Annotated in this window: 19 protein-coding genes, 1 tRNA gene and 1 pseudogene; 8 read left to right on the top strand and 13 right to left on the bottom strand. The window is 42.4% G+C overall.

The features are described 5' to 3' along the window. Positions 1-14: 14 nt before the first annotated feature. Genes H1R16_RS02110 through H1R16_RS02100 form a run of 3 tightly spaced genes read left to right on the top strand, consistent with a single transcriptional unit; the run spans position 15 to position 4604 of the window. Complete coding sequence (locus tag H1R16_RS02110; protein WP_181885887.1) at positions 15-449, top strand: hypothetical protein; 435 nt, start codon at positions 15-17, stop codon at positions 447-449. 8 nt (positions 450-457) lie between these two features. Next, the gene (locus H1R16_RS02105; protein ID WP_181885888.1) at positions 458-3340 is read left to right on the top strand and encodes an EVE domain-containing protein; all 2883 of its coding nucleotides are present in this window, start codon (positions 458-460) and stop codon (positions 3338-3340) included. 4 nt (positions 3341-3344) lie between these two features. Continuing rightward, the gene (locus tag H1R16_RS02100; RefSeq protein WP_181885889.1) at positions 3345-4604 is read left to right on the top strand and encodes an McrC family protein; all 1260 of its coding nucleotides are present in this window, start codon (positions 3345-3347) and stop codon (positions 4602-4604) included. Between the two features lie 188 nt (positions 4605-4792). Here H1R16_RS02100 and H1R16_RS02095 read toward each other — a convergent pair. The 3 genes from H1R16_RS02095 to H1R16_RS02085 all read right to left on the bottom strand — a co-directional run bounded on the left by H1R16_RS02095 (position 4793) and on the right by H1R16_RS02085 (position 8063). Next, positions 4793-4865, bottom strand: a tRNA-Phe gene (locus H1R16_RS02095). Positions 4866-4951: 86 nt separating this feature from the next. Beyond that, complete coding sequence (locus H1R16_RS02090) at positions 4952-6802, bottom strand: lysophospholipid acyltransferase family protein (RefSeq protein WP_181885890.1); 1851 nt, start codon at positions 6800-6802, stop codon at positions 4952-4954. A gap of 22 nt (positions 6803-6824) precedes the next feature. Then, positions 6825-8063: an aspartate kinase gene (locus H1R16_RS02085; RefSeq protein WP_181885891.1), complete on the bottom strand. Its 1239-nt coding sequence runs from the start codon at positions 8061-8063 to the stop codon at positions 6825-6827. Between the two features lie 210 nt (positions 8064-8273). Here H1R16_RS02085 and fbp point away from each other — a divergent pair, with 210 nt between their 5' ends. Further along, positions 8274-9293 carry a class 1 fructose-bisphosphatase gene (fbp, locus tag H1R16_RS02080; RefSeq protein WP_181885892.1) on the top strand — a complete coding sequence of 340 codons (1020 nt, stop codon included), beginning with the start codon at positions 8274-8276 and terminating at the stop codon, positions 9291-9293. A gap of 64 nt (positions 9294-9357) precedes the next feature. Continuing rightward, entirely contained in the window at positions 9358-10392 is a 1035-nt protein-coding gene (gene menC, locus H1R16_RS02075) for an o-succinylbenzoate synthase (protein WP_181885893.1), read from the top strand. 30 nt (positions 10393-10422) lie between these two features. Here menC and H1R16_RS02070 read toward each other — a convergent pair. The 9 genes and pseudogenes from H1R16_RS02070 to H1R16_RS02030 all read right to left on the bottom strand — a co-directional run bounded on the left by H1R16_RS02070 (position 10423) and on the right by H1R16_RS02030 (position 20531). Beyond that, positions 10423-11423 (bottom strand): annotated as a pseudogene (locus H1R16_RS02070) (alpha/beta fold hydrolase). A 60-nt stretch (positions 11424-11483) separates the two neighbouring features. Next, the gene (locus H1R16_RS02065) at positions 11484-12245 is read right to left on the bottom strand and encodes a tryptophan-rich sensory protein (protein ID WP_181885894.1); all 762 of its coding nucleotides are present in this window, start codon (positions 12243-12245) and stop codon (positions 11484-11486) included. Positions 12246-12329: 84 nt separating this feature from the next. Then, positions 12330-13445: an MBL fold metallo-hydrolase gene (locus H1R16_RS02060; protein ID WP_181885895.1), complete on the bottom strand. Its 1116-nt coding sequence runs from the start codon at positions 13443-13445 to the stop codon at positions 12330-12332. A gap of 170 nt (positions 13446-13615) precedes the next feature. Next, a complete protein-coding gene (locus H1R16_RS02055; protein WP_158064218.1) occupies positions 13616-14149 on the bottom strand; it encodes a lipocalin family protein in 534 nt (177 codons plus the stop codon). A gap of 10 nt (positions 14150-14159) precedes the next feature. After that, positions 14160-14678, bottom strand: a complete 519-nt coding sequence (locus H1R16_RS02050) for a pyridoxamine 5'-phosphate oxidase family protein (protein WP_181885896.1) — start codon at positions 14676-14678, stop codon at positions 14160-14162. Between the two features lie 124 nt (positions 14679-14802). Continuing rightward, positions 14803-15447: a ligase-associated DNA damage response endonuclease PdeM gene (gene pdeM, locus H1R16_RS02045; protein WP_181885897.1), complete on the bottom strand. Its 645-nt coding sequence runs from the start codon at positions 15445-15447 to the stop codon at positions 14803-14805. Continuing rightward, on the bottom strand, positions 15444-17897 hold the full coding sequence (locus H1R16_RS02040; RefSeq protein WP_181885898.1) for a ligase-associated DNA damage response DEXH box helicase: 2454 nt from the start codon (positions 17895-17897) through the stop codon (positions 15444-15446). Before H1R16_RS02040 ends, pdeM begins: the two co-directional genes overlap by 4 nt. Positions 17898-17922: 25 nt before the next feature. Next, positions 17923-19503, bottom strand: coding sequence for an ATP-dependent DNA ligase (locus H1R16_RS02035; protein ID WP_181885899.1), 1581 nt, complete (start codon positions 19501-19503; stop codon positions 17923-17925). Beyond that, a complete protein-coding gene (locus tag H1R16_RS02030; RefSeq protein WP_181885900.1) occupies positions 19503-20531 on the bottom strand; it encodes a ligase-associated DNA damage response exonuclease in 1029 nt (342 codons plus the stop codon). The genes H1R16_RS02035 and H1R16_RS02030 overlap by 1 nt, the downstream gene beginning before the upstream one ends. A 133-nt stretch (positions 20532-20664) precedes the next feature. On the opposite strand from H1R16_RS02030, the gene H1R16_RS02025 reads away from it, so the two are divergent. The 3 genes from H1R16_RS02025 (at position 20665) to H1R16_RS02015 (ending at position 24615) form a co-directional block, all read left to right on the top strand. After that, positions 20665-22749: a M13 family metallopeptidase gene (locus tag H1R16_RS02025; protein ID WP_181885901.1), complete on the top strand. Its 2085-nt coding sequence runs from the start codon at positions 20665-20667 to the stop codon at positions 22747-22749. Between the two features lie 152 nt (positions 22750-22901). Further along, positions 22902-23744, top strand: a complete 843-nt coding sequence (locus tag H1R16_RS02020) for an alpha/beta hydrolase family protein (RefSeq protein WP_181885902.1) — start codon at positions 22902-22904, stop codon at positions 23742-23744. Between the two features lie 43 nt (positions 23745-23787). Next, complete coding sequence (locus H1R16_RS02015; protein ID WP_181885903.1) at positions 23788-24615, top strand: TerC family protein; 828 nt, start codon at positions 23788-23790, stop codon at positions 24613-24615. A gap of 47 nt (positions 24616-24662) precedes the next feature. Here the strand turns inward: H1R16_RS02015 and H1R16_RS02010 are convergent, their stop codons facing one another. Further along, complete coding sequence (locus H1R16_RS02010) at positions 24663-25484, bottom strand: flavin reductase family protein (protein WP_181885904.1); 822 nt, start codon at positions 25482-25484, stop codon at positions 24663-24665. Positions 25485-25498 lie beyond the last annotated feature (14 nt).

Here is a 25498-nt window from a genome sequence, read left to right as displayed (position 1 = left end):
GTAACAAATTTGAAATGCTTTACCAATCTGAAATGTTTGTTTATAGAAGGGATGAGATCCTATACAATGAAAATAAAGTTGTTGAGTCATGGAACGACATTATTGAAAACTTCAGATCATTTCAGGAAATAGATAATTTGGAACCATCACGGGTCCTGCAGTATTACAGGTCATTTTTTCACTGGTATTATTGGCCAGAAGAAGGTTTATTTGCTCCAAGTAAGTTCTTAGGATATAAAAATTCCACTATAGGTTCTTATGATTCCTCAGGGACAGGTGGAGTGACACAAAAAGTCTTAGCAAAATATTTTAACAAACTTGACAGAACCTCAGAGGAGTTTAAAAAGCTTTTTACTGAGTTATCCCAGATATCGAAAAACAATTTTGGCAAAGATCTAAATGATAAAGTTCTGAACGGCACTGGGGGTATTTATGTGCCTAAACAATAACAATCTCAATGAATGAAGTAGTAATTCACAGCCTGGTAGATCGGTACCTTACAATTATAAGTGTAGTTGGAGAACCGAATGAGTTATATAAATATGATGCGATAAACTATTTTCAGGAGAATTGGAATTTGGAAGATCCAAATTTTGCCGAAATGATCAAAACTTCTTTTAGTCGTGCAGGCAATCTCTTATACCAGAATTCCTGGGATTTCATATACAAGACTGCAAAAGAATTTCCAGAGGAAGTACGTGAAATGTTTGATAGCTTATATGATGAACGTCTACCAATAGATAGCCGAATATTAAATTTTCAAATAGCCTCCGATCAGATTTTGGTTAAAATGCGGCAGGTTCTTCAAAAAGAGAATTTTAATGCTCAACAAGATGAAAGGACACTCAGCGCTTATCTCAGCTTCCGATATCCTGAGAAATACAGTTTATACAAATATTCCTTCTTCAAACGATTCAGCAAAGAATTTAAAATAAATAATAGTACATCTCAAAATGGATTTCTTTTAACATACTATTCATTACTGCCAGTGTTTCGCAAGGTCATATCAGAGCGCGCTGACTTTGCGAAGATATATAGATCTTACTATAAGCAACCTCAGTGGGATGACATGAATTTAATGATTCAAAATATACTTTTTGTTAATTACCGAAGTGACTTAACAGGTTTGTATAATGACGTTCTGCAACCTTTCAGTAAAGGCAATTTAATAGCTTATTTCAATTATCTAGATCAGTTGATTATTGAACACGGAATAATCCAAGGGACGCAAAAGTGTGTGTTTAGTTGTTCTGATAAACAAATCAATTTTATAGTGGGCCAGAAATATGTATGGTCTCTCAAATCGTCAACTCATGGAGAAACTTTTAAGGTTATAGGAGAAGGAATGTTTGGAATACATTCAGAAAAATTTCAAAGTTCAGAAAATTCCTTTCTTAACCATATTACGGATACAAAGCTACTTGAAAAACATAAGAAAGGTATAGATCGAGCAATAGTTGAAGTTTTTAATAAAACTATCCGATCGGGCTACTTAAAGAATAATGATGGTTTTATCGAAAGATTGGCATTTGATAAGGATTTTCGATCTAAAGTCATCGGGGGAGAATTTTCACCTTATTCTAATAAAGGTGAAAATTATTGGCTATTCCAAGGAAATCCCGACTATTATGACGTTGTGAGTGCGTTAACCGATTCCTCTATCACAAGTTGGAAAGTAGCAGCACATAAGGATAAGATTAAAGTTGGTGATAAGATAATACTATGGCTTAGTGGTAACAATTCAGGAGTTTATGGATTAGGAGAAGTTACCTCAAGTGTAGGTAAAAACCCCGTCATAGAAGAGGAGCTTAAGTATTACAAGAGTGCATATGACCCTAATGAAGATCGTGTTGACATAATTATTACTCACAATTTTGCAAAGAATCCTGTTTTGTCAAAAATAATAAGGGAAAACAATAAATTAAATTCACTTAAGGGTGGAAATCAAGGAACCAATTTCTCTGCTACGAGAGAACAATACGAGGAACTTATACGAATCTCAAATCTACAGACAACTACAATGAATTATCCTCTCAATCAAATTCTCTTCGGCTGCCCAGGATCAGGGAAGACATATTCAACTAAAAAACTTGCGGTTGAAATTATTGAAGATCGTATGTTTGGAAATACTAAAGATGATCGGGACGAAATTCTGCGACTATATGACCATTACTCCAATGGAAATCAGATTAGGTTTACCACCTTCCATCAAAGCATGGGTTATGAGGACTTTATAGAGGGAATTAAGCCAAAGACAGTTGATAACAAAGTCTTGTATGAGGTGGAAGATGGAATATTTACAAAAATTGCGTCTAAGGCGCAGGATAATTGGTTGAACGCCCAGTCTGCCCGACAGAATAGTATTCCATTTGAGGATGCACTCCTGAGATTAAAAAGTGAATGGGAAGAAGATAATTCTATTAAATTTCCACTAAAAACTCAGGGTAGTGATTTCACCATCATTTCTTTTAATGAGAAAAACTTAAGATTTAGAAAGTCGAGCGGAGGTACTGGTCATACCTTAAGTTTTAAAACAATGAAGGAACTGTTTTATGGCGAAAGAGTTTATTCACATCAGGGTCTGGGGATTTATTACCCATCCATAATTGATAAACTTATTTCGTACACTAACGATTCCAGTTCATCAAAAAGTCTTGACCGCTTTGTGCTTATCATGGATGAAATAAACCGCGGGAATATCTCTTCAATTTTCGGTGAACTGATCACACTTATTGAAGATGATAAACGCTTGGGGAGTAGGGAGTCTATAGAAGTAACTCTACCTTACAGTAAGGAAGGTTTTGGAGTACCACCTAACTTGTACCTTCTGGGTACCATGAATACTGCAGACCGTAGTGTTGAAAGTCTGGATACTGCCTTAAGACGCAGATTTTCTTTTACTGAAATGAAATCTGATCCGCAAGTTTTAGTGTATGGACATGAATACTCTGGCAAAATTCCAAATACCAATATTGATTTGATTGTTTTGCTTGAAACCATCAATAAACGTATCGAACTCTTAGTAGATAAAGATCACCAAATAGGCCATTCTTATTTTATTGGGGTTAATACAGTAGAGGAGCTTAAAAGGACCTTTAAAAACAAAATTATACCACTGTTGGAAGAGTACTTCTACGGAGACTTCGGAAAGATAGGCTTGGTGTTGGGAGATCGTTTTGTATTTTCTTCAAGTACACAGGATAACAAGAAGATACTTGCAAAATTTAAAGGATACGATGATGTTGAGTTTCTTACAGAAAAAAAGATCTACACCTTCGCTGATGTTGATACATTAAGTGTCTCAGATTTTATATCAATATATCAGGACAACGCAGAATAATCTAATGGATCGCAAGAATTTCCTGCAGGTATTTGAATACCAAAAGCTAAGAATTGGTGAAGGGGGTTTTTCTCAGAATCACCTTACTTCACTTGTGAAATTCAATGAGAGGAATGGTAATAAGTATTTCACTCCTATTTTTAATGGCGTTCAGTTCAATAGTTATGTTGGCGTTTTACAGGTAGATGGGTTAACGATAGAGATTCTCCCGAAAGCCGACAGTTCAGAATATCCGAACAAACAACTTTGGCAAAGTGTGTTGCTAAATATGCTCAGGGTCTGCAAAAAGATTCAGGTGGATACCGTATCTGAAACAGGGTTGAAAAGAAAGAATAATTCTATCCTTGATGTTTACTTTGAAATTTTCCTTACGGAAGTTGAACAGTTGGTGAAGAAAGGTTTAATTAAAAAATACAGGCGCATACAAAACAATCAGCTGGCACTAAAAGGAAAATTGGTTTTTTCTAGAGATATACAGAAAAATTTAATTCACAAGGAAAAGTTTTATTGTGAGCATCAGGTCTACGATAAAGATCATCAAATTCATCAGATCATCTTTCAGGCTCTCTCAATAGTCGATTCATTGGTAAATACCAATCTTAGTGACAAGGTAAAAAGGTTGTTATATGAATTTAGCGATTATGAAAGAAAGAGTTTCACGGCAAAACAATTTCACGACCTGAAGCTGGATCGAAAAACCCAGTCTTATAAGCGATCGCTGGATATTTCTAAGATGTTAATTTTGAATTATTCTCCCAATCTAAATTCAGGTGAAGAGCAGATGCTTTCCCTACTGTTTGATATGAATAAGCTGTGGGAGGAGTACGTATATCGTATTTTACGGAAACATACTGATTCCGATTATTATGAAATCAATGCACAGGCACAGGATAAATTTTGGGAGCATAAAACCATTAGGCCCGATATAGTAATCAGAGATCTCAGTAGCATGCAAACCTATGTTATAGATACCAAATGGAAAATTGTGGACAGTAACAATCCCGCAGATGATGATCTAAAACAAATGTTTGCCTACAACCTGCACTGGAAAGCTACTAAAAGTATTCTATTGTATCCTTATGTCGGTCAGAAAGACTCCAAATTCGGACGATATTACCATGAACCATACCTTGAGTTGGAAGATGGCTTTATAGCCGTAGAAAACTATTGCAAAGTAGGATTTCTATCGGTCGTTAACGATGGCGTATATACGGATACTAGATTATTGTCAGATGAAATATTTTTAAAGTTTGATTTGAAGTAAACTCCACCATTACGGTCAATCAAATACAGCTTTATTTTTTTATTTCAAACCGTAAGGTTCCGTATTATCCTACGCGTCTTACACCAAGTAAAGCACGAGCTATCCTAGCACAGTTGGCAAGAATTTTTCAAAATCCTCCTAATACAAAAAATCACCTACAAAATTAATTGTAAGTGATTGATTTAAAGTGGTTTCTCCAGGGATCGAACCAGGGACACATGGATTTTCAATCCATTGCTCTACCAACTGAGCTAAGAAACCGTTAACTTCTGTTGTTTTAAGTGCTGCAAAAATAGAATCTTTTTCCATGCGGCGCAAGTATTTTCGCGCTTTTTATCATGTTTTTTCTAAAGTGCCTGATTCTCAGTTTTATTATTTTCCTGCTCCTTGCGCATTTCTTCGCTCATCTCTTCCAAAACCGGCTTTATGGTACTGGCCGGAAGGTCGCTGATGCGGATATACATGAGTCCGTCTATGGCATCATTGAAATTTGGGTCCACATTGAAGGCCACAACTTTCGCATTTTGCTTGATATATTTCTTAATCAGGACAGGAAGCCTGAGCTCCGGTTCCAGGTCATCGATTATTTTGTCCAGCTTATTAAGGTCCGATTCCACTTCGTCCAGAAAAAGGTGCTTGTCGCGGTCCCTCAGCTTGATCTTGAACTCATGCTTGGGATGTATGTACTGTGCCACCGCAGAGTCGTAATAATTGGAGCGCATAAATTCTATGATCAGCGATTTCGAGAAATCGGAGAACTTGTCGGAGATGCTTACACCGCCCATCAGGAACTTATGGTCCGGATTGCGCAGACAAACATGCACGATACCCCGCCAAAGCAGGAAGAGGGGTAGCGGCTTCATCTGATACTCCTGCAGGATGTAGGCGCGACCCATTTCTATGACCTTGCGGAAGAAAGGATGGATTTCCTGGTCAAATTCAAATAGGGAATTGGTGTAGAAGCCTCCCACACCATGTTTTTTCATTATTTCCCGGCCCAGACCCATGCGGTAAGCACCCGCGATTTTCTTCGCCTCACTGTCCCAAAGGAAAAGGTGATAGTAATGCTGGTCGAATTCGTCCAGGTCATAAGGGAGGTTGCAGCCTTCGCCAATAGCCCGAAAGGTAAGCTCGCGCTGGCGGCCTATCTCACGCATAATGGACGGGATTTCGTCATAGCCGGCAAAATAGACCTCGTAATTACCGTTACTGAAGAACATCTTGTCGTTGGCGCGCAGCGTTTCAATCTCCTTTACGATATCTTCAGTCGGAGTTTCGTCTATGATATTCTGAATAATGTTTTCCTCCTTCAGCAGCAGCGGAAACTTAATATTCAGATTGGGCAGTTTCAGGATGTCCGGCAGCGATTTCCGTCGCTCATAATAGGACTTAAGCATATAGACCTTACGTTTCAGGAATTCGCCGAGTTCCTCCGCATCTTCCTGCTCGTCTATTACCTTTACAGAAATAGGCTTTCCTATCCGCATACGGATGGGCTTGTCGCGCTGATGCATCATTTCCGATGGCAGCAACAAAGTTTGCAAATTGGGGTGCATCTTTGCCAGCCGGTAAAAGACAGTGCTGTTTTTAGCGTGGAAGTACATTGGAACGACCGGAACTTTCGCCTTGCGTATGAGTTTAATGGCGGGCTTCTCCCATTCCTTATCCAGGATTTCGGCAAAAGGATTGTTTTTGTTGGAGACTTCACCGGCGGGAAATATCCCGACACAACCGCCTTCAGCCAGATGTCGCAGGGTTTCCCGCATTCCGCCTGAGCTGCTGTGAAGCTCTTTACGTTTTTCAAAGGGGTTTACCGATATCACATAAGGTTCCATAGGTTTGATCCGTGACAGCAGGAAATTGCCCATGATCTTAAAATCGGGACGGATTTCGGACAGGATCTTGGTCATCAGGATGCCGTCTATGGCGCCCAGCGGATGATTGGCTACGAGGATAAAGGGTCCTGTTTTCGGGATTTTCGCTAAATCTTCGGCAAAGACAATGTATTTAAGGTTCCGTTCGCGTACGAAAGCATCAAAAAACTCCTTGCCCTGCTTATCTTTTACTTTGTCGTAAAGGTTGTTCACCCGATCAATTTTGGTCAGGCGCATAATGGCTGCTGACAGTGGATTTTTAATGAAACCCAATCTGTTCATGCCCGATGCATTTATTAAATCCTGTCTGGAAATTAAGCTCATGTTTTTTGGAATGGGTTATTAGTTATTCAATCACCATCTGAACCGTATTCCGTGAAATCTGTTCAAGAAGTATCTGCCTGTCCGCGCAGTATCGGTTTATTTCGTTCTGCTCCACATTCCTTACGGTGAAAAGTGATACGCCGCCGCGCAGATCTATTTTGAATTCAGCACTCAGTTCTTTGTTGAATTCCTCAAGGTTGCCGTATTTGTCTTCCAAGCAGAGGGCCAGGGAGATGGCCGTATTCTGCATCAGGGATACCTTTATTTTGTGTTTCGCCAGCACATTAAAGATCTGACTTATGTGTTCTTCGGCAATAAAGGAAAAGTCACGCGTGGAAATATGCGCCAGGTGCTGATTTTCCTTAAGAATAAAAGAAGGTAATTTGCTGCTGCCCGCGGTACTACTCACCTTTGTTCCAGGTTGTTCCGGCTCAAGAAATGATTTTACATAAAAGGGTATATTTTTTTTCTGGAGTGGCTGCAGTGTCTTGGGATGAATTACCGACGCTCCGAAATAGGCCATTTCAATAGCCTCTTCATAGGAAATAGTGTCCAGGAGCTGCACTTCACTGAATTTCCGCGGGTCTCCGGTCATTACACCCGGCACATCCTTCCAGATGGTCAGTGCATCGGCATCCAGTCCATATGCGAAAATGGCTGCACTGTAATCCGAACCTTCACGGCCCAGGGTAGTGGTGAAATTATTGTTATCTGAGCCTATAAAGCCCTGAGTGACATAATTTTCATCTTTATCGAGTCTCCGTATATTGTCTACAGTCGTTTCCCAGTTCACGGTACCTTCCCGGTACAGTCCGTCTGTTTTAATAAATTCGCGGGCGTCCAGCCATTTGTTGGAATATCCACAGGAATTGAGGTATTCGCTTACTATTTTGCTTGACAGTAGCTCGCCTGTACTTACAACCTGATCATAAACATAACTGTAATCAGGCGATTTGTTCTTTTTTAGAAAATCCAGCAAGTCAATCAAAATCGCCTGCAGTTCCTGTAAAATTGCCGCATCACCTTCAAAAAGCTCCCGTGCCGTATCCAGATGGTTTTTCGCAACGGCATTTGCCGCCGTGTGGTAATCACCTTTATTAAAGTATAAACTGATGGCATTCTCAAGCGCGTTTGTTGTTTTACCCATGGCTGATACGACCAGCAGACAGGCATCTGTGCCCTGACTGTTCAGGACCGTGGCAACATTTCTAACTCCGTTTGCGTCCTTTACAGATGCGCCTCCAAATTTAAATACTTTCATTTAATATACTGGTAATCAGTTGGATAATTTGTGGATTGTGGTAGTGTGCAGGTGGGGGAAATAATTTCCAAAAATAGTGTTTTTGACTGAAAAATGAAAATGACCACCGATTATGCCTGGCCATCCATATCAGGGTGAATCATTTTCTGCGATATACCTTTAATATTCAAAGAAATTTCCGAAATTTGTTGCAAACTCAAAAACCCACAAATGTCAGAAAACGCATTACAGACCCTCGGCGAATTTATAATTGATAAGCAGGACGATTTTCAGTATTCCACCGGCGAATTTTCCCGCCTTCTAAGTGCCATCAGGCTTGCATCCAAAGTGGTGAACCGTGATGTAAATAAGGCTGGTATCGCAGATATAGTTGGTCATGCAGGTATGACAAATATCCAGGGGGAACAGCAGCAGAAACTGGATGTGCTGGCAAATGACATCTTCATCACTGCTTTGTCTCAGCGTGAGGTGGTTTGTGGAATTGCTTCTGAAGAAAGCGATGATTTCATTGATATTAAATGTGGCCCAAACGGACATTTAAGTAAATACGTTGTTCTTATTGATCCTCTGGACGGTTCGTCAAATATTGATGTGAATGTTTCAGTAGGCACCATTTTCTCCATCTATCGCCGTGTAACTGAGCCGGGAACTCCCGTTCAGCTTGAAGATTTCCTTCAGAAAGGGGTAGATCAGGTAGCTGCTGGTTATGTGGTTTACGGTTCTTCCACAATGATCGTCTACACTACCGGAAACGGCGTGAACGGATTTACACTGGACCCGAGCCTGGGAACGTATTACCTTTCCCATCCTAATATGAGATTTCCTGAGAAAGGAAAAATATACTCTATAAACGAAGGAAACTATTCAAAATTTCCGCAGGGAGTTAAAAATTACCTGAAGTACTGCCAGATGATGGAGGGCGACAGGCCGTACACTTCCAGATATATCGGATCTTTGGTTTCGGATTTCCACAGGAATATGATAAAGGGGGGGATTTATATCTATCCATCTTATGCAAACGCGCCCACGGGTAAACTTCGTCTGTTATACGAATGTAATCCAATGGCATTCCTGGCCGAGCAGGCCGGGGGCAAGGCCTCCGACGGTTTCAACCGTATTATGGAGCTTGAACCAACTGAGCTTCACCAGCGTACGCCTTTCTTCTGCGGTAATACCGAAATGGTGGAAAAAGCGGAAGAGTTTATGCGCATTGATGTGGTAAAAGATTAATAAACTGATTTAATGAATACTGGAAGGCGCGAAATTTCGCGTCTTTCTTTTTAAACAGAATCTTATGAAAAAGGCTGAATACTTTAAATATATTTTAGAATTTGAGACTCCCGGCGGTACTTCACGCGGTGTATTGCATACCAAGGAAACCTTTATCCTTACAATTACTGAAGACGGTAAAACGGGAGTGGGAGAGTGTGGGATATTCCGCGGACTCAGCTATGATGATGTGCCCGATTACGAAGAAAAACTGAAGTGGCTCGTTGAACACATCAATGAAAATGAAGAATTTCTGAAGGATGAACTGCTGCATTATCCTTCTATTTGGTTCGGTTATGAACAGGTGGTCCGAAATCTGGAATTTGGAGGAAATATTTACTTTCCGTCTGAATTTACGCAGGATTCAGCCCCGATCCGAATAAACGGTTTGATCTGGATGGGTAACGCCGAACATATGCGAAAACAGATCTCAGATAAACTGCAGAAAGGTTTCAAATGTTTAAAGTTAAAAATAGGTATTGACTGGCCTTCCGAAAGAGAAATCCTAAGACAGTTGCGGTCGGAGTTTCCGGGAAACCAGCTGGAAATCAGGGTTGATGCCAACGGTGCCCTTTCATTTGAACAGGCCAAAACGGTATTGCGTGAACTGGCGGAGCTGGATATTCATTCCATTGAGCAGCCCATAAAGGCCGGTAATATTTCGCAGATGGCTGAACTTTGCCGCATAACTCCCACACCCGTCGCGCTGGATGAAGAACTGATTGGAATTGTTGACAGTATTGAAAGAGAAGAACTTTTAAATCAAATAAAACCGCAGTTTATTATCCTGAAACCGTCTCTTATCGGAGGGTTTTCGGGCTCCGACGAGTGGATTAATACTGCTGAAAAATTAGGTATAGATTACTGGATAACTTCAGCGCTGGAAAGTAATATCGGACTTAACGCAATAGCGCAGTACACGTATACGAAGCAAAATCCGCTGCCTCAGGGCTTAGGTACCGGTGGGCTTTTCACTAATAATTTTGAAAGCGCGTTGGTTTTAAATGGTGATTTACTTCGGTTTAATGCTTCTGCAGGCGTTATAAAACTCCCTGAGTAACGGGCAGCAAATGTGAATCCTTCTACTTAGTTACTTCAGGTATTTTAAAACAGGCTGAATAAAACGATCGAAAACCTCAATATGTGGTGAATGTCCCACATTCTCAAGTTCAACCAATGTTGATCCTTTTATTTTCTTCTGGGTTTCTTTGCCCAGAATGTGGTAAAGGCCCATTTGCGGCTGAAGCTCTTTAGGTGCATTTGCCTTTCCAATTGCGGTGCGGTCTCTTGTACCGATAATGAGCAGGGTGGGTGATTTTATCTTTTCAAAATCATCTACTACGGGTTGCGTGTAAATCATGTCCGTGGTTAAAGCCGCATTCCAGGCGGTGACTGGGAAATCTTTGTGTATGGTCCATCCGGCCAGTAAATTCAGCCATTTATCATATTCTGGCTTCCATTTCCCGTCATAATAGAACTTCAGCTGATAATCCCTGTAACTTTCGTAAGTGTTTTTAAGTTCAGCTGCATATAGTTTATCAATACTTTGATAAGGCGAAAAATTACGGTAATCTTCCAGGCCTATCGGGTTGGCCAGAATGAGTTTTTCTACCCGGTCCGGATACATTACCGCCATCTTTGTAGCCAGCATTCCACCCATTGAGTGACCAAGGACTGCAAATTTGTCAATTCTAAGCTCATCCATAATGGCTTTTGTGTTTTCGGCTAACTGTTGGAAACTGAACTGATACTGTTTTGGTTTTGATGATTTCCCAAATCCTATCTGGTCCGGCATGACAACCCTGTAACCTTCTTTCTGAAGCGACCTGGCAGTTTCCTCAAAATAATAGCCGTTAAAGTTTTTTCCGTGCACAAGTACAACTGTTTGCCGTTAGCTTTTTCGGGTTTAACATCCATATAAGCCATGTTAAGATTCTGCCCCTGAGTTTTCAGTTCTTTATACTGAACCGGAAAAGGATAGGTAACTGTACTGAGTTCCGCATCCAAAGGCTTTAGAGCAGATAAAACCTGCGCCTTAAAGAAGACTGACAAAAATGTAAGTAAAGAAAATAACAGTATTCTGATATTCATGGGGAAACTTTTTTCAAAAATACGTACAAATATCAATTTGGCCTATTTGCGCTTAATATATCAAACTGACTTTCTGCGGATCATATTAAAAAGACTGCTGCCGAAAAGAACCGCAGCACAAATCATTGCACATATATAAATGGTTGATGAACTTTCACTGTTAGCCTGCGCTATTGCCATAAAAGCCCAGGTCCCCACAATTGCGAATAAAGGCGAGTTTTTTCGCCATGTCATCATCAAATGAATCACGGTGGCAACAGCAATTAGGATGACAGTCCATAACTCGCCGGATATTCCCAGGCCATCCCAGCCAATTTTGCCCAGCCAGGCAGCAGTAGCTACGATGAGTGCTACACTCATCCAACCTGCATAAATCTGGAAAGGAACATTAACGAACCATTTTTTTGCAGGAGTTTCGCCAAAATTTAAAGTTTCAAGGAGTATTTTAGTCAAAGAAATCATGGCAATGACCAGGATTACGACGGACAGGCCGCTCCAGCCGTTCAGCCACACTACAATCCAAACACAGTTGGCTATGCAGGAAACCACAAACCACCAACCCACTCGTTCAATGATGCCGTCTGCATCGTTTTTATCCGGCTTAAACAGACTTCTGCCGGTATAGATCACAAAAGCAAAAAGCAGCACGTATATTAGTCCCCAGATGGAAAATGCATAGCCGGCGGGAGTTATTGATGTATTGTACTGATCGGAAACATCACCAATAGTTTTCCCGTCAAATATGCCGGTGTTACTTAGATAGTTGAAGATAATGGTGAAGACCAGCGCAACGCCGTTTGCAATCTGTAGTGTTCTTTTCATGAGCCGTATTTTAAATACATCCCGGCTGGTTATCCTAACGAACCCGAATGGTTTCCAACAGGCAGAAAAAATCATTCCAAATGCTTATTCATAGGCTTCCCACCACTTCTTGTATACTCTGGCATCGTCCTGCCAAAGAACCTTGTCGCCAATTTCAGGTGTGATGATCCTTAAATTTTCGGTGTTCAGTTCCGTAATCCTGACCAACGGTTCGCTCCAGGAATGCACCGCTAAGGCAAATTTTGAATTGTGAACAGGTATCATCCGTTTGGCGTTGAGTTCTTTCATTGCCTTAATATTCTCTCCGGGCAGAAAATGAATATAACGCCAGTCTCTGTTATATTGACCATTCTCCAGAATAGCAAGGTCGAAACTGCCGTATTTAGCGCCAATCTTTTTATAATGGTCGTCGTAACCGCTGTCACCGCCGATGTATATTCTCTGTGTAGGTCCCTGTACAACGAAACTTGCCCACAGGGCCTGGTCCCGCTTCAGGCCACGACCGGAAAAATGTCTTGCCGGCTCACAGTGGATGCTGAATCCATTTCCCAACTCAGCATCTTCAAACCAATCCAGTTCGGTAATGATTTCCGGATCGAATCCCCAATATTCAAGATGTTCCGCAGTTCCAAGGCCTGTGGCCACTCGCCGTGTTTTGTGCTGAAGTTCCCTGACCGTTTGATAGTCGAGATGGTCCCAATGGTCGTGAGTGATGATAAGCAGGTCCAACTCCGGTATGTCGTCTGCTGTATAAAGGTCGCTTCCTTCAAAGGCTTTTGTGGTGAATGTAAAAGGTGATGCGTTACCGCTAAAAACCGGATCCACCAGTATTTTCAGGCCATCCATCTGCATGTAATATGATGAATGCCCCATCCATATAAAGACATTTTCGTCAGTAGGCAATGCCTTCAGATTCGTTTTTTTCATAGTGAATCTTCGGGCCGGTTTCAGCTGGTCCTTTTTTCCAAAAAGGAACCGGAACATCACCTCCGGCATCGATGTGTCTTCAGCAAGCTGTGGCGTATTATTCAGATTGTCGAACCTGCCGTTTTTATAATGCGGCGACTTTTGGATGCGCTCCAGGCGGGCACCCGACGGTATCTTCCCAAATTTCGGCTGATTAATAATGATGAAGGCTGCTGCTACCAAACCGGCGGTTATTACCAATATACTTATCATGATTTTGCTTAGGGTCTTCATTTATTTGAGTTGGTTTGCCGGAATGAGACAAGTGTCACACTGTGAACCTGCAAAAGTAATTCAAACAGACCAACAATTCATTAACTGATCCAACCTCTTTCTTAATTACGGTTTTGCAAAAAAAAGCGGGTGCAATTTGCTGCACGCCGCTCAATAACTTTAACAGTTTCTTAATCGTGTTTTACCCAAATAAGATCTTCAGTTTGGTACCCTATACTTTTGGCTTTAGCCAGAAATCTCTGTTTTATATCGTCCGGAATGGTTTTTTCTCTGGAGAGGATCCACATATTATCCAGACTGTCACCAATAACCAGGGCATATCTGTAATCTTCGAGGTCAATCACATTATACCCAGCCCAGAATGGTTTGAAGAAGGCTACTTTAAGACTGCCCACCGTAGCGTCACCAACCGGCTTTGCTTCGCCTTCAGATTCTTTCCACTTGTCCTTTTTATAGTCATATCCGCGGTTAAGGACACTTATATTTCCGTTGTCTTTGGTGCCATATTCAGCGGTTACATTATTCAGGTTTTTTTCCCACGTAAAATCCAGTCTGGCAATTTCGTACCACTTACCCAGATACCGCTCTTTGTCAAAGTTCCTTACAGGCTCCGCACCTGCAGGTATTTTAGCTTTGCATGAGTTAAAGACAAATAATCCAATCAAGCCAAGAGAAAGGGGAATCAATATTTTCTTTGAATTCATAATTTTTATATTAAACCTCAAGCTTTCCTTCTACACCTCCATCTTCCATTTTAGCACCTGTAGCTGCTACGAACAGCATCTTCGCCATTGCAACAACTTTATTGTCCTTGGTTTCGTAATAGTAGGAGTCCACAGGCTTCACTTTAATTATGGTAACTCGTGGATCATCTTTACCGTCAAACCATGCATTGGCGAAGGAAGTCCAGTATTTGTCAATAAGTTCTTTGTCTTTGTGGATGGTAGCAGTGCCTAAAACATAAAGGTATTCATAACTGCTGTTATTCTGAAAGTAAAGCTGCACTCTGGCATCATCGGATATCTCTTCATTTTTTAAGCTTTCAGAGGAACTGATAAACCACAGATTTCCCTGATCGCAAACTTCCTGCAGCGCCATCGGGCGGGTATGAGGCGTTGATTCATTAATCTTCGTGGTAAAAAAACAATTGCCGGCACCTTCGGCCAGCTCTTTTAATTTTTTAATCGCTTCTTCGTTGGATAAATTCTCTTTCGGTGAAATAGCATCTGACATAATCGTGATTTTTATTGTTAAAATGATTTGGTTGAGGCTTTCGGAACAATTTATATTCCTTTTGCCAGCTAAAAAGCTGACAAATGGTAATTTTATAAATGGCACAGGAAATTATACAAACTTATTACATCTCAAAAATAAGTTCTTCGGTAAAGGGTATACAGTTAAAGTCGCCGCAGCTTTTAGTATCCAAACCGGTAAATTTGCTGAAAGCCGGTAGTACAAGCTGCCTGTCGGTGTAGCGGAAGCACGGTAGACTAACATATTTATTCCTTTCAAGTTTCACAGTTACACCAGGATGCAGGTGCCCGGAAATTGTGAAATAATCTTCGTCCTCATTCGGAACATGAATAAAATTGAAGGGTTCGATGATCAGATGGTCTTCGTGGATTTCTGCAGGCAGTTGGGACATGAATTCGGATTTTATATCGTCATGATTTCCCTTAATTATAATGATCTTAAGATGCGCAAATTCCTGAAGCCAGGTCTCGAAAATCTGAAAATCGGCATTTCGTCCTACATGAAGGAAATCGCCAACAATAATAAGCTCTGCAGCCTCATAATGAATAAGTAATGCACCTAAACGCGTAAGGTCATCTGTAAGGATACCGGAAGGAACTGCAATACCATTTTTGCGGAAATAGGAGGTTTTCCCAATATGAAGGTCACTTATAATGAGTGCCCGCTTTTCAACCCAGAAAAGTGCTCTCTGGTTTGTGAATATCAGTGTTTGGCTGTTGATGGTTTTAGTCAGGGATTTCAGCGTCATTTCCTCATCCTTTTTTTCATGGATTCCGCCTTAAGCCTCAAAATTCTTGCCGACAGGTCTTCGCTGCTTAAACTTTGACGCAAACTGTCCACTTTTATTGGAAAACTCAGTGGCGTGAAGGCATTTGACTCCTTTAAAATGATTTCGCTTTCATGAATACGGTTAAACGCAGTGGCCAGACGTGCTTCATCAATCTGCTGGAAGAAAACTTCGGCGTAGGCCTGTTTTAGAAGCAGGTTCTCCGGGTCATAGTCTTCCAGAACATTAAAGATCAATCCGGCAGAGGCCTGCAGGTTCTTGTTGTTCTTTTGCTGTCCGGGATAATTTCGGATCACCATTCCCGAAATCACAGCGATGTCACGAAATTTCCGTCTCGCCATCTCGGTGGAATTTACGGAACTGAGGACGTCCTGAATGAGGTTTTCTTTGCTGAGGATATCATGAATGTTGTTTTCATCCACAGGAATTTCCAGTTTTGAAAAAAGTTCAAAGCCGTAATCATTCATGGCCATGGAGAAGGATATCGGCGATATTCTGGAAATCCTGTAGGCAACCAGAGCGCTCATGATCTCGTGCATCAGCCGGCCTTCAAAAGGATACATGAAGAGGTGGAAACCTTCGCGGGTCTTTATTTTTTCAACAAGAAATTCATGCTCATTGGGAATGTGCGAGTTCTCCTGCTGACTAACCAGCAAAGGATGCAGAAAAATAAGTTCCTTTTCTGACGATTTGGCATTCAGTGATTCGGACAGTTTTTCCCGCAGAAATCCACTTAAATAAGAGGACAAAGGCAGCCTGCCACCCAAATAACTTGGAACAATTGCTTTGCCGGATGAATTTTTAACATACACCGTCATTTCTTTGATGTGCGAAACCTCTAAAACGCGGCCGGCCAACACGAATTTATCGTTTTTGTTGAGTTTCGAAATGAAATATTCTTCAATCATCCCGATATAACCGCCTCCAAAAAACTTAACCTTCATCATGGAGTCGCTCACGATGGCGCCAATATTTATCCGGTGTAGCATGGCAATCCTTCTGGAAGTCACTTTGTAAAGACCGTCCTGAATGACCACCTTATGGTATTCCTCATAGTTTTTAAGTTTGCCGCCTACGGTGATGAATGAAAGGAGCCAGGACCAGTCGTCGCGGGTGAACTCCCGGTAAGCATGCGTCTGCGAAATCTGACGGTAAGTTTCCTGTTCCTCAAAACCGGTGCCTACCGCCAGCGTCATTACATATTGAATCAGGACATCATAGCACAGTACAAGAGGTTCACGCGGTTCTACCTGTTTCTGTTTGACAGCCTCTTTCAGTGCTGCCACTTCAATCAGTTCCAGTGAATGTGTGGGAACGAAGTAGATTTTTGAGGTTTCAAAAGGAGAGTGGCCGCTGCGACCAGCACGCTGTAGAAAACGTGCAATACCTTTACTGGAACCGATCTGAATTACGGTGTCCACCGGCTTAAAGTCTACTCCTAAATCCAGAGAAGATGTGGAAATCGCCGCTTTCAGATAGCCTGACGAGAGATTTTCCTCTATCCAGATACGGATATCACGGTCCACAGAACTGTGATGGATAGCCAGCTGTCCTGCAAACTCTGGATTTGCCGTAAGCAGAACCTGATACCACATTTCTGCCTGGCTGCGGGTATTGGTAAAGATCAGTGTAGTTTTACTTGCGAGAATGATGGGGATGATCTTATCCACGAGTTTTGTTCCCAGGTGACCTGCCCATGGAAGTACCTCTACATCATCAGGAAAAACAGAATGGATTTCGATTTTCTTTTTTTCGCGGGCAACTACTTTGGTTTTTTTCAGGTCGTAGGGTATAAGCACCTCCATCGCCTGATCCAGGTTGCCGATTGTAGCTGTAATCCCCCAAATCCGAAGTTTTGGACTGTAACCTGTAATCCGGCTAAGCGCCAGCTCCGTCATAACCCCACGTTTTGAGCTGAGCAGTTCGTGCCACTCGTCCACTACGATACAGTTGAGGTTTTTGAAAAAATTAGGATGATTTTTCTGAGCTAAAAGCAGGTGCAGACTTTCAGGAGTGATAATGAGCACATCGGGCATTTTTTTTGTCTGCCGGGCGCGTACGTCTTTTGGTGTGTCGCCATTCCTTACGTCCACTTCCCAGTCTAATCCAATATCTTCCAGCGCTTCTGTCATTGCTTTTGCAATATCCTTGGCTAAGGCGCGCAGTGGTGTAATCCACAGAAGCTTCATGCCTGAGTGGTACTGATCCGGACGGTTCATAAAATCAATAACTACAGCCAGAAAGACGGAAAAGGTTTTACCAAAACCAGTTGGCGCGACAACCATACCCGAGTATTTTTGCGAGTATTTATACCAGGTTTCTGCCTGAAAGGTGAAAGGTTCCATGTCGCGGGACTCCATCCACCGTTTTATAATCTGGTAACCGTCGCTGTTCCTGAATTTCTCTGTCATCTGTAGCCGGATTTGCCGGTTGCTGTTATTGGATCAGTTTCTTAATTTCTTCAATATCGTCAATTTCGTCCACTGTTTTGTCGCGGCGCCAGCGTACAATCCTCGGAAACCTGAGTGCAACTCCGCTTTTATGCCTGTTGCTGAACCCAATTCCCTCAAAGGCGATTTCAAAAACAAGTTCGGCCTTCACGGTGCGAACAGGTCCAAATTTTTCCACTGCATTTTTATTGACAAATTTAGAAACCTCCATTATTTCTTTGTCAGTAAGTCCGGAATAGGCCTTGGCGATGGTTACGATTGAATCGCCGCTCTTCACGCCAAACGTATAATCGGTATAGTAGCTGCTGCGCCTTCCGGAGCCTTTTTGTGCATAAATCAATACTGCATCAATTGTAAGCGGACTCACTTTCCATTTCCACCAGTCTCCTTTCTTACGCCCGGCGTGATATTGTGATTCCTTTTCCTTCAGCATTAACCCTTCGGAATTATTATCACGTGAACTTTCACGAACTTCGGCCAGTTCTTCCCATGTGGTGGCTTCCAAAACCTCAGAAAGGTGAATACTTCCCGTAGGATTGTTCATGATGAGGCCTTCCAGTATAACGCGTCTGTCTACCAGCCGTTTTTCGCGGAGGTCTTCGTATTCCAGTTCCAGAATGTCATATACAAAGATCTGAACCGGCAGTTCTTCAAGCATTTTCTTTGAAATGGTTTTTCTGTTCAGTCGCTTCTGCAGTTCGTTGAAGTTAAGGACTTTATCGTCTTTTACTACTAAAATTTCTCCGTCAATCACAAAGTTGCCGGTCATTTCCCGAAGTGCTGATACCACTTCAGGAAACTGCTCCGTAACCAACTCTTCACCACGTGACCAGATAAATATTTCGTCATTTCGTTTGATAAACTGCCCGCGGATACCGTCCCATTTAAACTCGGCCTGCCACCTTTCGCGTTCTCCCAGGTCCTGTGGTTCCTTTTCGAGCGGATAGGCCAGGCAAAAAGGGTAAGGTTTTGATTCGTCCGGGTTGATATCAGTTCCCTGTATCAGGTTTTCAAAATCAACTTCATCAATATTCCATTTGCCCATAATGCTGTGCATCAAAATATTTGCTTCAATTCCGGAGTATTTCGCCAACGCGTTGATAAGCAGTTTTTTGGATACTCCGATCCGGAAACTGCCGCCAATAAGTTTGTTAAATATAAACCGCTCAAGATGATTAAGACCATTCCAGGATTCAATGACGTAGGTTTTTTTCTCTTCTTCTGTAAAATCTTTAAGGGCAATCAGTTCGACCATCCACTGTGTCAGTGATTTTTCGATGCTTTCGGCAGGATTGGGAAGTATGAGTGAAAGCGTTTCACCCAAATCTCCCACGGACGAATAGGCTTCTACGAAGAGCCATTCCGGCAGCCCGGTTAGTTCCAGGGCCCACTGCCGAAGAAGATTGGTATTGACTGGACGCTTCGGCCTTTTACCAGTGAAAAGTGCGAGAAACCATAATCTGTCACTGGAATCGGCTGTCTGGAGGTAATGTACCATTGCATCGATTTTTGCATTGGTCTTGTTAGTGCTGTCCAGTGTGTTTATAAGAAAAGCAAAATCCTTCATCAGCTTTCTTCTTTAGTTATGATTTCCTTTTCTTCCATTTCTTCATCGCCGAAAATCGTCTGCAGTTCCACTGCATCAATTCCAAGTTCGCGCAGGTATTTTGAGAAAACGGCAGTCTGCCCGTGGGTAACATATACTTTTTCGGCCTCTGTGGCTTTTACAGTCTTCAGCAAACCGGTCCAGTCGGCATGATCGGAAATGGAGAAGCCCGCATCAGCCGAACGCCATCTTCTGGATCCCCGTACCTGCATCCATCCCGAACAGATGGAGGTAGCACGGTCCGGAATTTTCTTTATGACATTGGAATCCAGCAATGCAGGTGGCAGAATCACAATCTCGCCTTTCACAGCTTTTGCACCTTCGACAAAGTCAATGGTTTCGTAATCGGGAAGCTTAATATCCACTGACTCCATTGCCTCGTTAAGTCTGGCGATGGACTGATGAACATATATTTTACCGCTGCCTTCAACTGATTTCATAATACGCTGGGCTTTACCTAAAGAGTATCCTATAAACACAGATGTTTTTCCGTTTTGTCTGTTTTGGTCCACCCACGTCTGCATAAGGTCTGCATAATCTGCAGGTGGCAGCCAGTTATAGATGGGAAGGCCAAAAGTACTTTCCGTAATGAATTCATTACATCTTACCAGTTCAAAAGGTGTTGAGAGGCCGTCGTCATCGGTTTTATAGTCACCGGAAAAAACTATGACATAACCTTTGTAAACCATTTTAATCTGTGCGGAACCCACAATATGTCCGGCTGGATGAAAAGAAACAGTCACACCATTTATATTTATTTCTTCGCCATAACCAAGACTCTGGATCTCAATATCAGGTCCAATCCTGTGCTTAAGAATGGGTTTGCTGAAGTGGTGGCAAAGGTATTTTTTCATTCCCCATCTTGCATGGTCGCCGTGGCCGTGGGAAATTACCGCCATATCCACAGGTTTCCAGGGATCGAGGTAAAATTTGCCGGGCACACAGTAAATTCCTTTGTCGGTAAAGCGGATGAAGGTTTTCCTGCTCATCTGAATTTAAAATAGTTTATTTTTTTAAAGCTGCAAAGGAATGAGCAAAATCTGAACCTTTCACAAAATCACGTATAATTTCTGCCCAAAAATATTCGTTATATTTGAACGATTCAATCAAAGTTATATTCAAATGAAAAAAATAAGTATAGGCCTTTTGGCTTTGTCCGGAGTAGTGTTTCTTAATTCATGTACTGCCACAAAGACAGCAGAAGCACCTGCTGCTGAAACTGTTGCACCGGCGCAGCCTGCATCCGTAAAAGAGGAAGGTCTCAACCTGTCGTATATGGATACGACAGTAAGACCACAGGATGATTTCTTCAGCTATGTGAACGGAAACTGGGTGAAAACAGCAGAAATTCCGTCCGATAAAGCAAGCTGGGGAAGTTTTAATGCACTTAGGGAAGATGTAGATGTAGCTTCACTCGGCATTTTAAATCAAATTCTGAATGACAACTTTGCCCCGGGTTCCGAAGGCCAGAAAATACAGGCGCTGTACGGAACGTTTATGGATTGGCACAAGCGCAATGCCGACGGTATCAATCCAATTAAAAATGATCTGGCCAGGATTGACGGTCTTAAATCAATTGCCGATCTTCAGAAATTTCTCATTGAAGCTACCAAGACCGGTGATAACCCGTTTTATGCCTGGAGAGTAGGTGCGGATCTGAAGAACTCGAACATGAACGCAGTATATTTCGGCGGACCAAGCTTGGGTCTGGGCCGTGATTATTATCAAAAAGAAAGCGAGTCCAACACCAAGACGCTTGCTGAATACAAGAACTATATATCCCAGCTGCTCACTGAAACCGGTCATAAAAACGCCGTACAGACCGCAAACCAGGTGGTTGATTTTGAAAAAAAACTGGCTCAGAATCTCCTTACCAATGAGCAGAACCGCGACGCAAACCTTCGCTATAACCCCAAGACGGTTGCAGAACTTCCGAAACTTGTAAAGAACATTAACCTTGCAGACTATCTGAATAAGGCAGGTGTAAAGACCGATAAAGTAATCGTCTCTGAACTGAAGTACTACCAGAACATGGACTCTTGGATGACGGCAAAAAACCTTCCGCTGATCAAGGAATATATGAAAGCCAGACTTGTAGCCGGAAACGCCGGTAACCTTAACAAAAAACTGGACGATATCAACTTTAATTTCTACTCCAAATACCTTCAGGGCCAAAAGGAACAGCGTTCTATGGACAAGCGTGGATTAGGAGTTGTAAACGGTACCTTGGGTGAAGCCTTCGGAAAACTTTATGTTGAAAAGTACTTCCCGGCAGAAGCCAAAGCCCAGATGGAAACCTATATCTCCTACCTGAAGAAAGCTTTCCAGCAACACATCAGCAACCTGGACTGGATGTCTCCTGAAACCAAAGTAAAAGCGCAGGAAAAACTGTCCAAGTTCAGCGTGAAGATTGCCTATCCTGATACCTGGAAGGACTATTCCAAACTGCAGCTAACGGCCAGCAACGACGGCGGCAGCTATTATGGGAACCTTCAAAAGGTAACTGAATGGAACTATGCAAAGAATTTGAATAAGGTAGGTAAACCGGTTGATAAAACGGAGTGGGGAATGGCTCCGCAGACCGTAAACGCTTATTACAGCGGGTCAAATAACGAAATCGTATTCCCTGCAGCCATCCTGCAGCCGCCCTTCTTTAATTTCAAAGCCGATCCGGCAGTGAATTTTGGTGGAATTGGTGCGGTAATCGGACACGAAATCTCACACGGTTTTGATGATTCCGGTTCCAGATTTGACGGCGACGGTAACTTAAACAATTGGTGGACAGATGCCGACCTTAAGAATTTTGAAAACAAGGTAAATCAACTGGCCGATCAGTACAGCAAATACGAGCCTGTGAAAGGGACTTTCATAAATGGTAAGTTTACCAGCGGCGAGAATATCGGCGACCTTGGTGGAGTAGCAGTGGCGTACACGGCACTTCAGATGTATCTGAAAGACCACGGCAATCCGGGACTAATCAGTGGTTTCACGCAGGATCAGCGCTTCTTTATGAGCTGGGCTACCGTATGGCGTACAAAATCTACAGAGCAGTATATGGTAAATCAGGTGAAGACCGATCCGCATTCTCCAGGCTATTTCCGGGCTTTCGGACCATTGGTAAATCAGGATTCCTTCTATAAAGCATTTGATGTGAAGCCTGGCGACAAGCTTTACAGGGCACCGGAAGAAAGGATTAAGATTTGGTAAATAAGACAGTCACTCAGTTTAACTGGGTGATTTTTTTTGGGCGTGACCCTGGCAGCGGCGGCTTCGCCGCCGCTGCGTGACGCATCGGGAATTCCCTGCTCCAACCATCTACATTTGCACGAAATTTGAAATGAAAATCACTTTTAACTCTCATGAAAATCAATATTCAGAAAAACGTCATCATTAAAAATCCGCAGACCCAGGATTTCCTCGCCGATGCCTGTTATCCGGAGACCACTGACAAACTTCCGCTGGTCATTTTTGCCCACGGCTACAAAGGTTATAAAGACTGGGGTGCCTGGGACTTAATGGCCGAAAAAATAGCGCAAGCCGGATTTTATTTCGTAAAATTCAATTTCTCGCATAACGGCACCACGCTGGATAACCCAACTGAGTTTGCCGACCTCGAAGCTTTTGCAAACAATAATTTCAGTAAGGAAATGCTGGATTATGAGGCGGTCATTGAACATTTCGTACGTAAGCCCGAAATCAATCCGGAAAAAGTAGCTCTTGTCGGCCACAGCCGTGGTGCCGGAATTTCCGTCATTAAAGCTTTTGAAGACGAACGTGTAAAAGCATTGGTTTCACTGGCCGGTGTAAGCCATTTCGGCTACCGTTTCCCCTCCGGAGACCGACTTACAAACTGGCAGGAGAGCGGCGTCATGTATTCAGAGAATGCCCGCACCAGGCAGCAGATGCCACATTATTTTCAGTTTTACGAAGATTATAAGCAGAACGAAGACCGTTTTTCGGTCCAGTACAGCGCTCAGCATCTGGAGAAGCCAATGCTTATAATTCAGGGCACAGATGATGCAGCGGTGAAGGATAAAGAAGCATATCTGCTGAACGAGTGGTGCAAAGGCTCAGAACTTATTATTCTGGACGGTGCCAATCACACATTTGGAGCCACCGAACCCTGGACGCAGGCAACTTTGCCATCGGATCTGCAGACGTCGACTGATAAAATAATTGAATTTTTAAAAAATAAATTATAATTCGCCTCCATCATTGGTTATTTTTGCACCAAACTATTAATATATGGAATTGTTCTCGCTTCTTGAATTACCTAATTTCGCCGATCCCCAAATATGGGTCAGTCTGCTTACCTTAACGTTTCTTGAAATCGTTTTGGGGGTAGATAATATTATATTTATCTCCATTATAGCAGATAAACTGCCTAAGGAAAAACAGCGCTTCGCCCGAAACCTCGGTTTGGCCTTTGCCATGATATTCCGCATAATCCTACTGCTGATGATCAGTTGGATTATCGGTCTTAAAGAACCTGTACTCAATTTAGGCTGGTTCAATGAACCCGGCACCGATTTACCGCTGGCGCTCAGCTGGAAAGATATTATCCTGCTTGCCGGCGGTATATTCCTGATCGGTAAAAGTACGATGGAAATTCATGCAAAGATGCGTGGCCATGATGACGTGCCAAAACCAAAGTCCAGCGCTTCCAGCTTAATGACGCTTATTATTCTGCAGATTATCCTGATTGACATGGTTTTCTCGCTGGATTCCATACTCACAGCTATTGGTTTGGTGGATAATGTGATGCTTATGATTATCGCTGTGGTAATTTCGATCGGTATTATGATGGCTTTTGCTGGGCCGATCTCAGCCCTTATCAACAAGTATCCAAGCCTCCAGATGCTGGCACTCTCGTTCCTGGTGGTTATTGGCGTGATGTTGGTGGCAGAAGGGATCCATCAGCATGTAAGCAAGAACATCATTTACTCATGTCTGGCTTTCAGTCTTATTGTGGAAGTCTTGAACATCCGTTTCAGGGATAACCAGAAAGAGAAATACCTGAAACTTAATCCGGACCTTAACAAGGATCTCAGCATCCGGGAAAATGAGGAGTAATTAATTTCATAAAAAAAGCCGCTTTCGAGATGAAAACGGCTTTTTTATTATTGTTTTAAAAGGTCCCAGGCCTCTGATATTTTGCTTTCTTTAAGCAGGGTTTGAGCCCTTGTATGAACTTCCTCATCGGCAGAATAGTCGCCATCCGGCAGCCCCTCAGTGTTGGCCAGCATTCCCAGATCGTTTCCGGTGAAAATGCTGCTGTGCTTTAACGCATCCGGAAGTCTGTCGAAGCCAATCCCTTTGGTAACTAATGGTTTTGGAACCTCAAAAAGGTTGGTTTCATTGTTGCGGGAATACCAGTTTCCGCCTAACCGCGCCACTAGATCCAGCTTAATCTGGTCCAGGTTGCCTTCTTCATTCAGATACTCCTCACGTACGTGGATCTTGATAACCTCGCAGATCACCAGGTTTCCGGCACCGCCCTCAGTTCCCAAATGCTTAACCTCAAGTACTTTACATTCCAGGTTTACAGGACATTCTGCAATAAGCTTAGGCTGCACCAAATCTGCCTCCTTCATCGTAAGACCTGCCTTTACAAACTCATTGACTTCCTTTTCATATTCAGTTGAAGCAAGCGAAATCTGCTGTACAATGTTGAAATTCACAATACCAATGACCACTTCAGGAACCTGCAGAACATTTTCCAGTGTATGTTTCGTGGTATTGTCGCGCACCCTTCTAGCGGGTGAGAAAATCACCACCGGCGGGTTGGAACTGAAAATATTGAAAAAGCTGAATGGACTTAAGTTCACCTGCCCATCACTGTCAATAGTGGAAGCCAATGCAATCGGACGCGGCGCAATGGCCGTTTGCAGAAGTGTCTGTAGTTGAACGCCGTTTAGCTCGTGCGGAGTGATACTTTTCATTAATAACTTTCTAA

Origin of the sequence: Marnyiella aurantia, from assembly GCF_014041915.1 — a bacterium.
Lineage (GTDB): Bacteria > Bacteroidota > Bacteroidia > Flavobacteriales > Weeksellaceae > Marnyiella > Marnyiella aurantia.
Note: the sequence above shows the minus strand (reverse complement) of the source record. Positions and strands in the feature narration are given on the sequence as shown.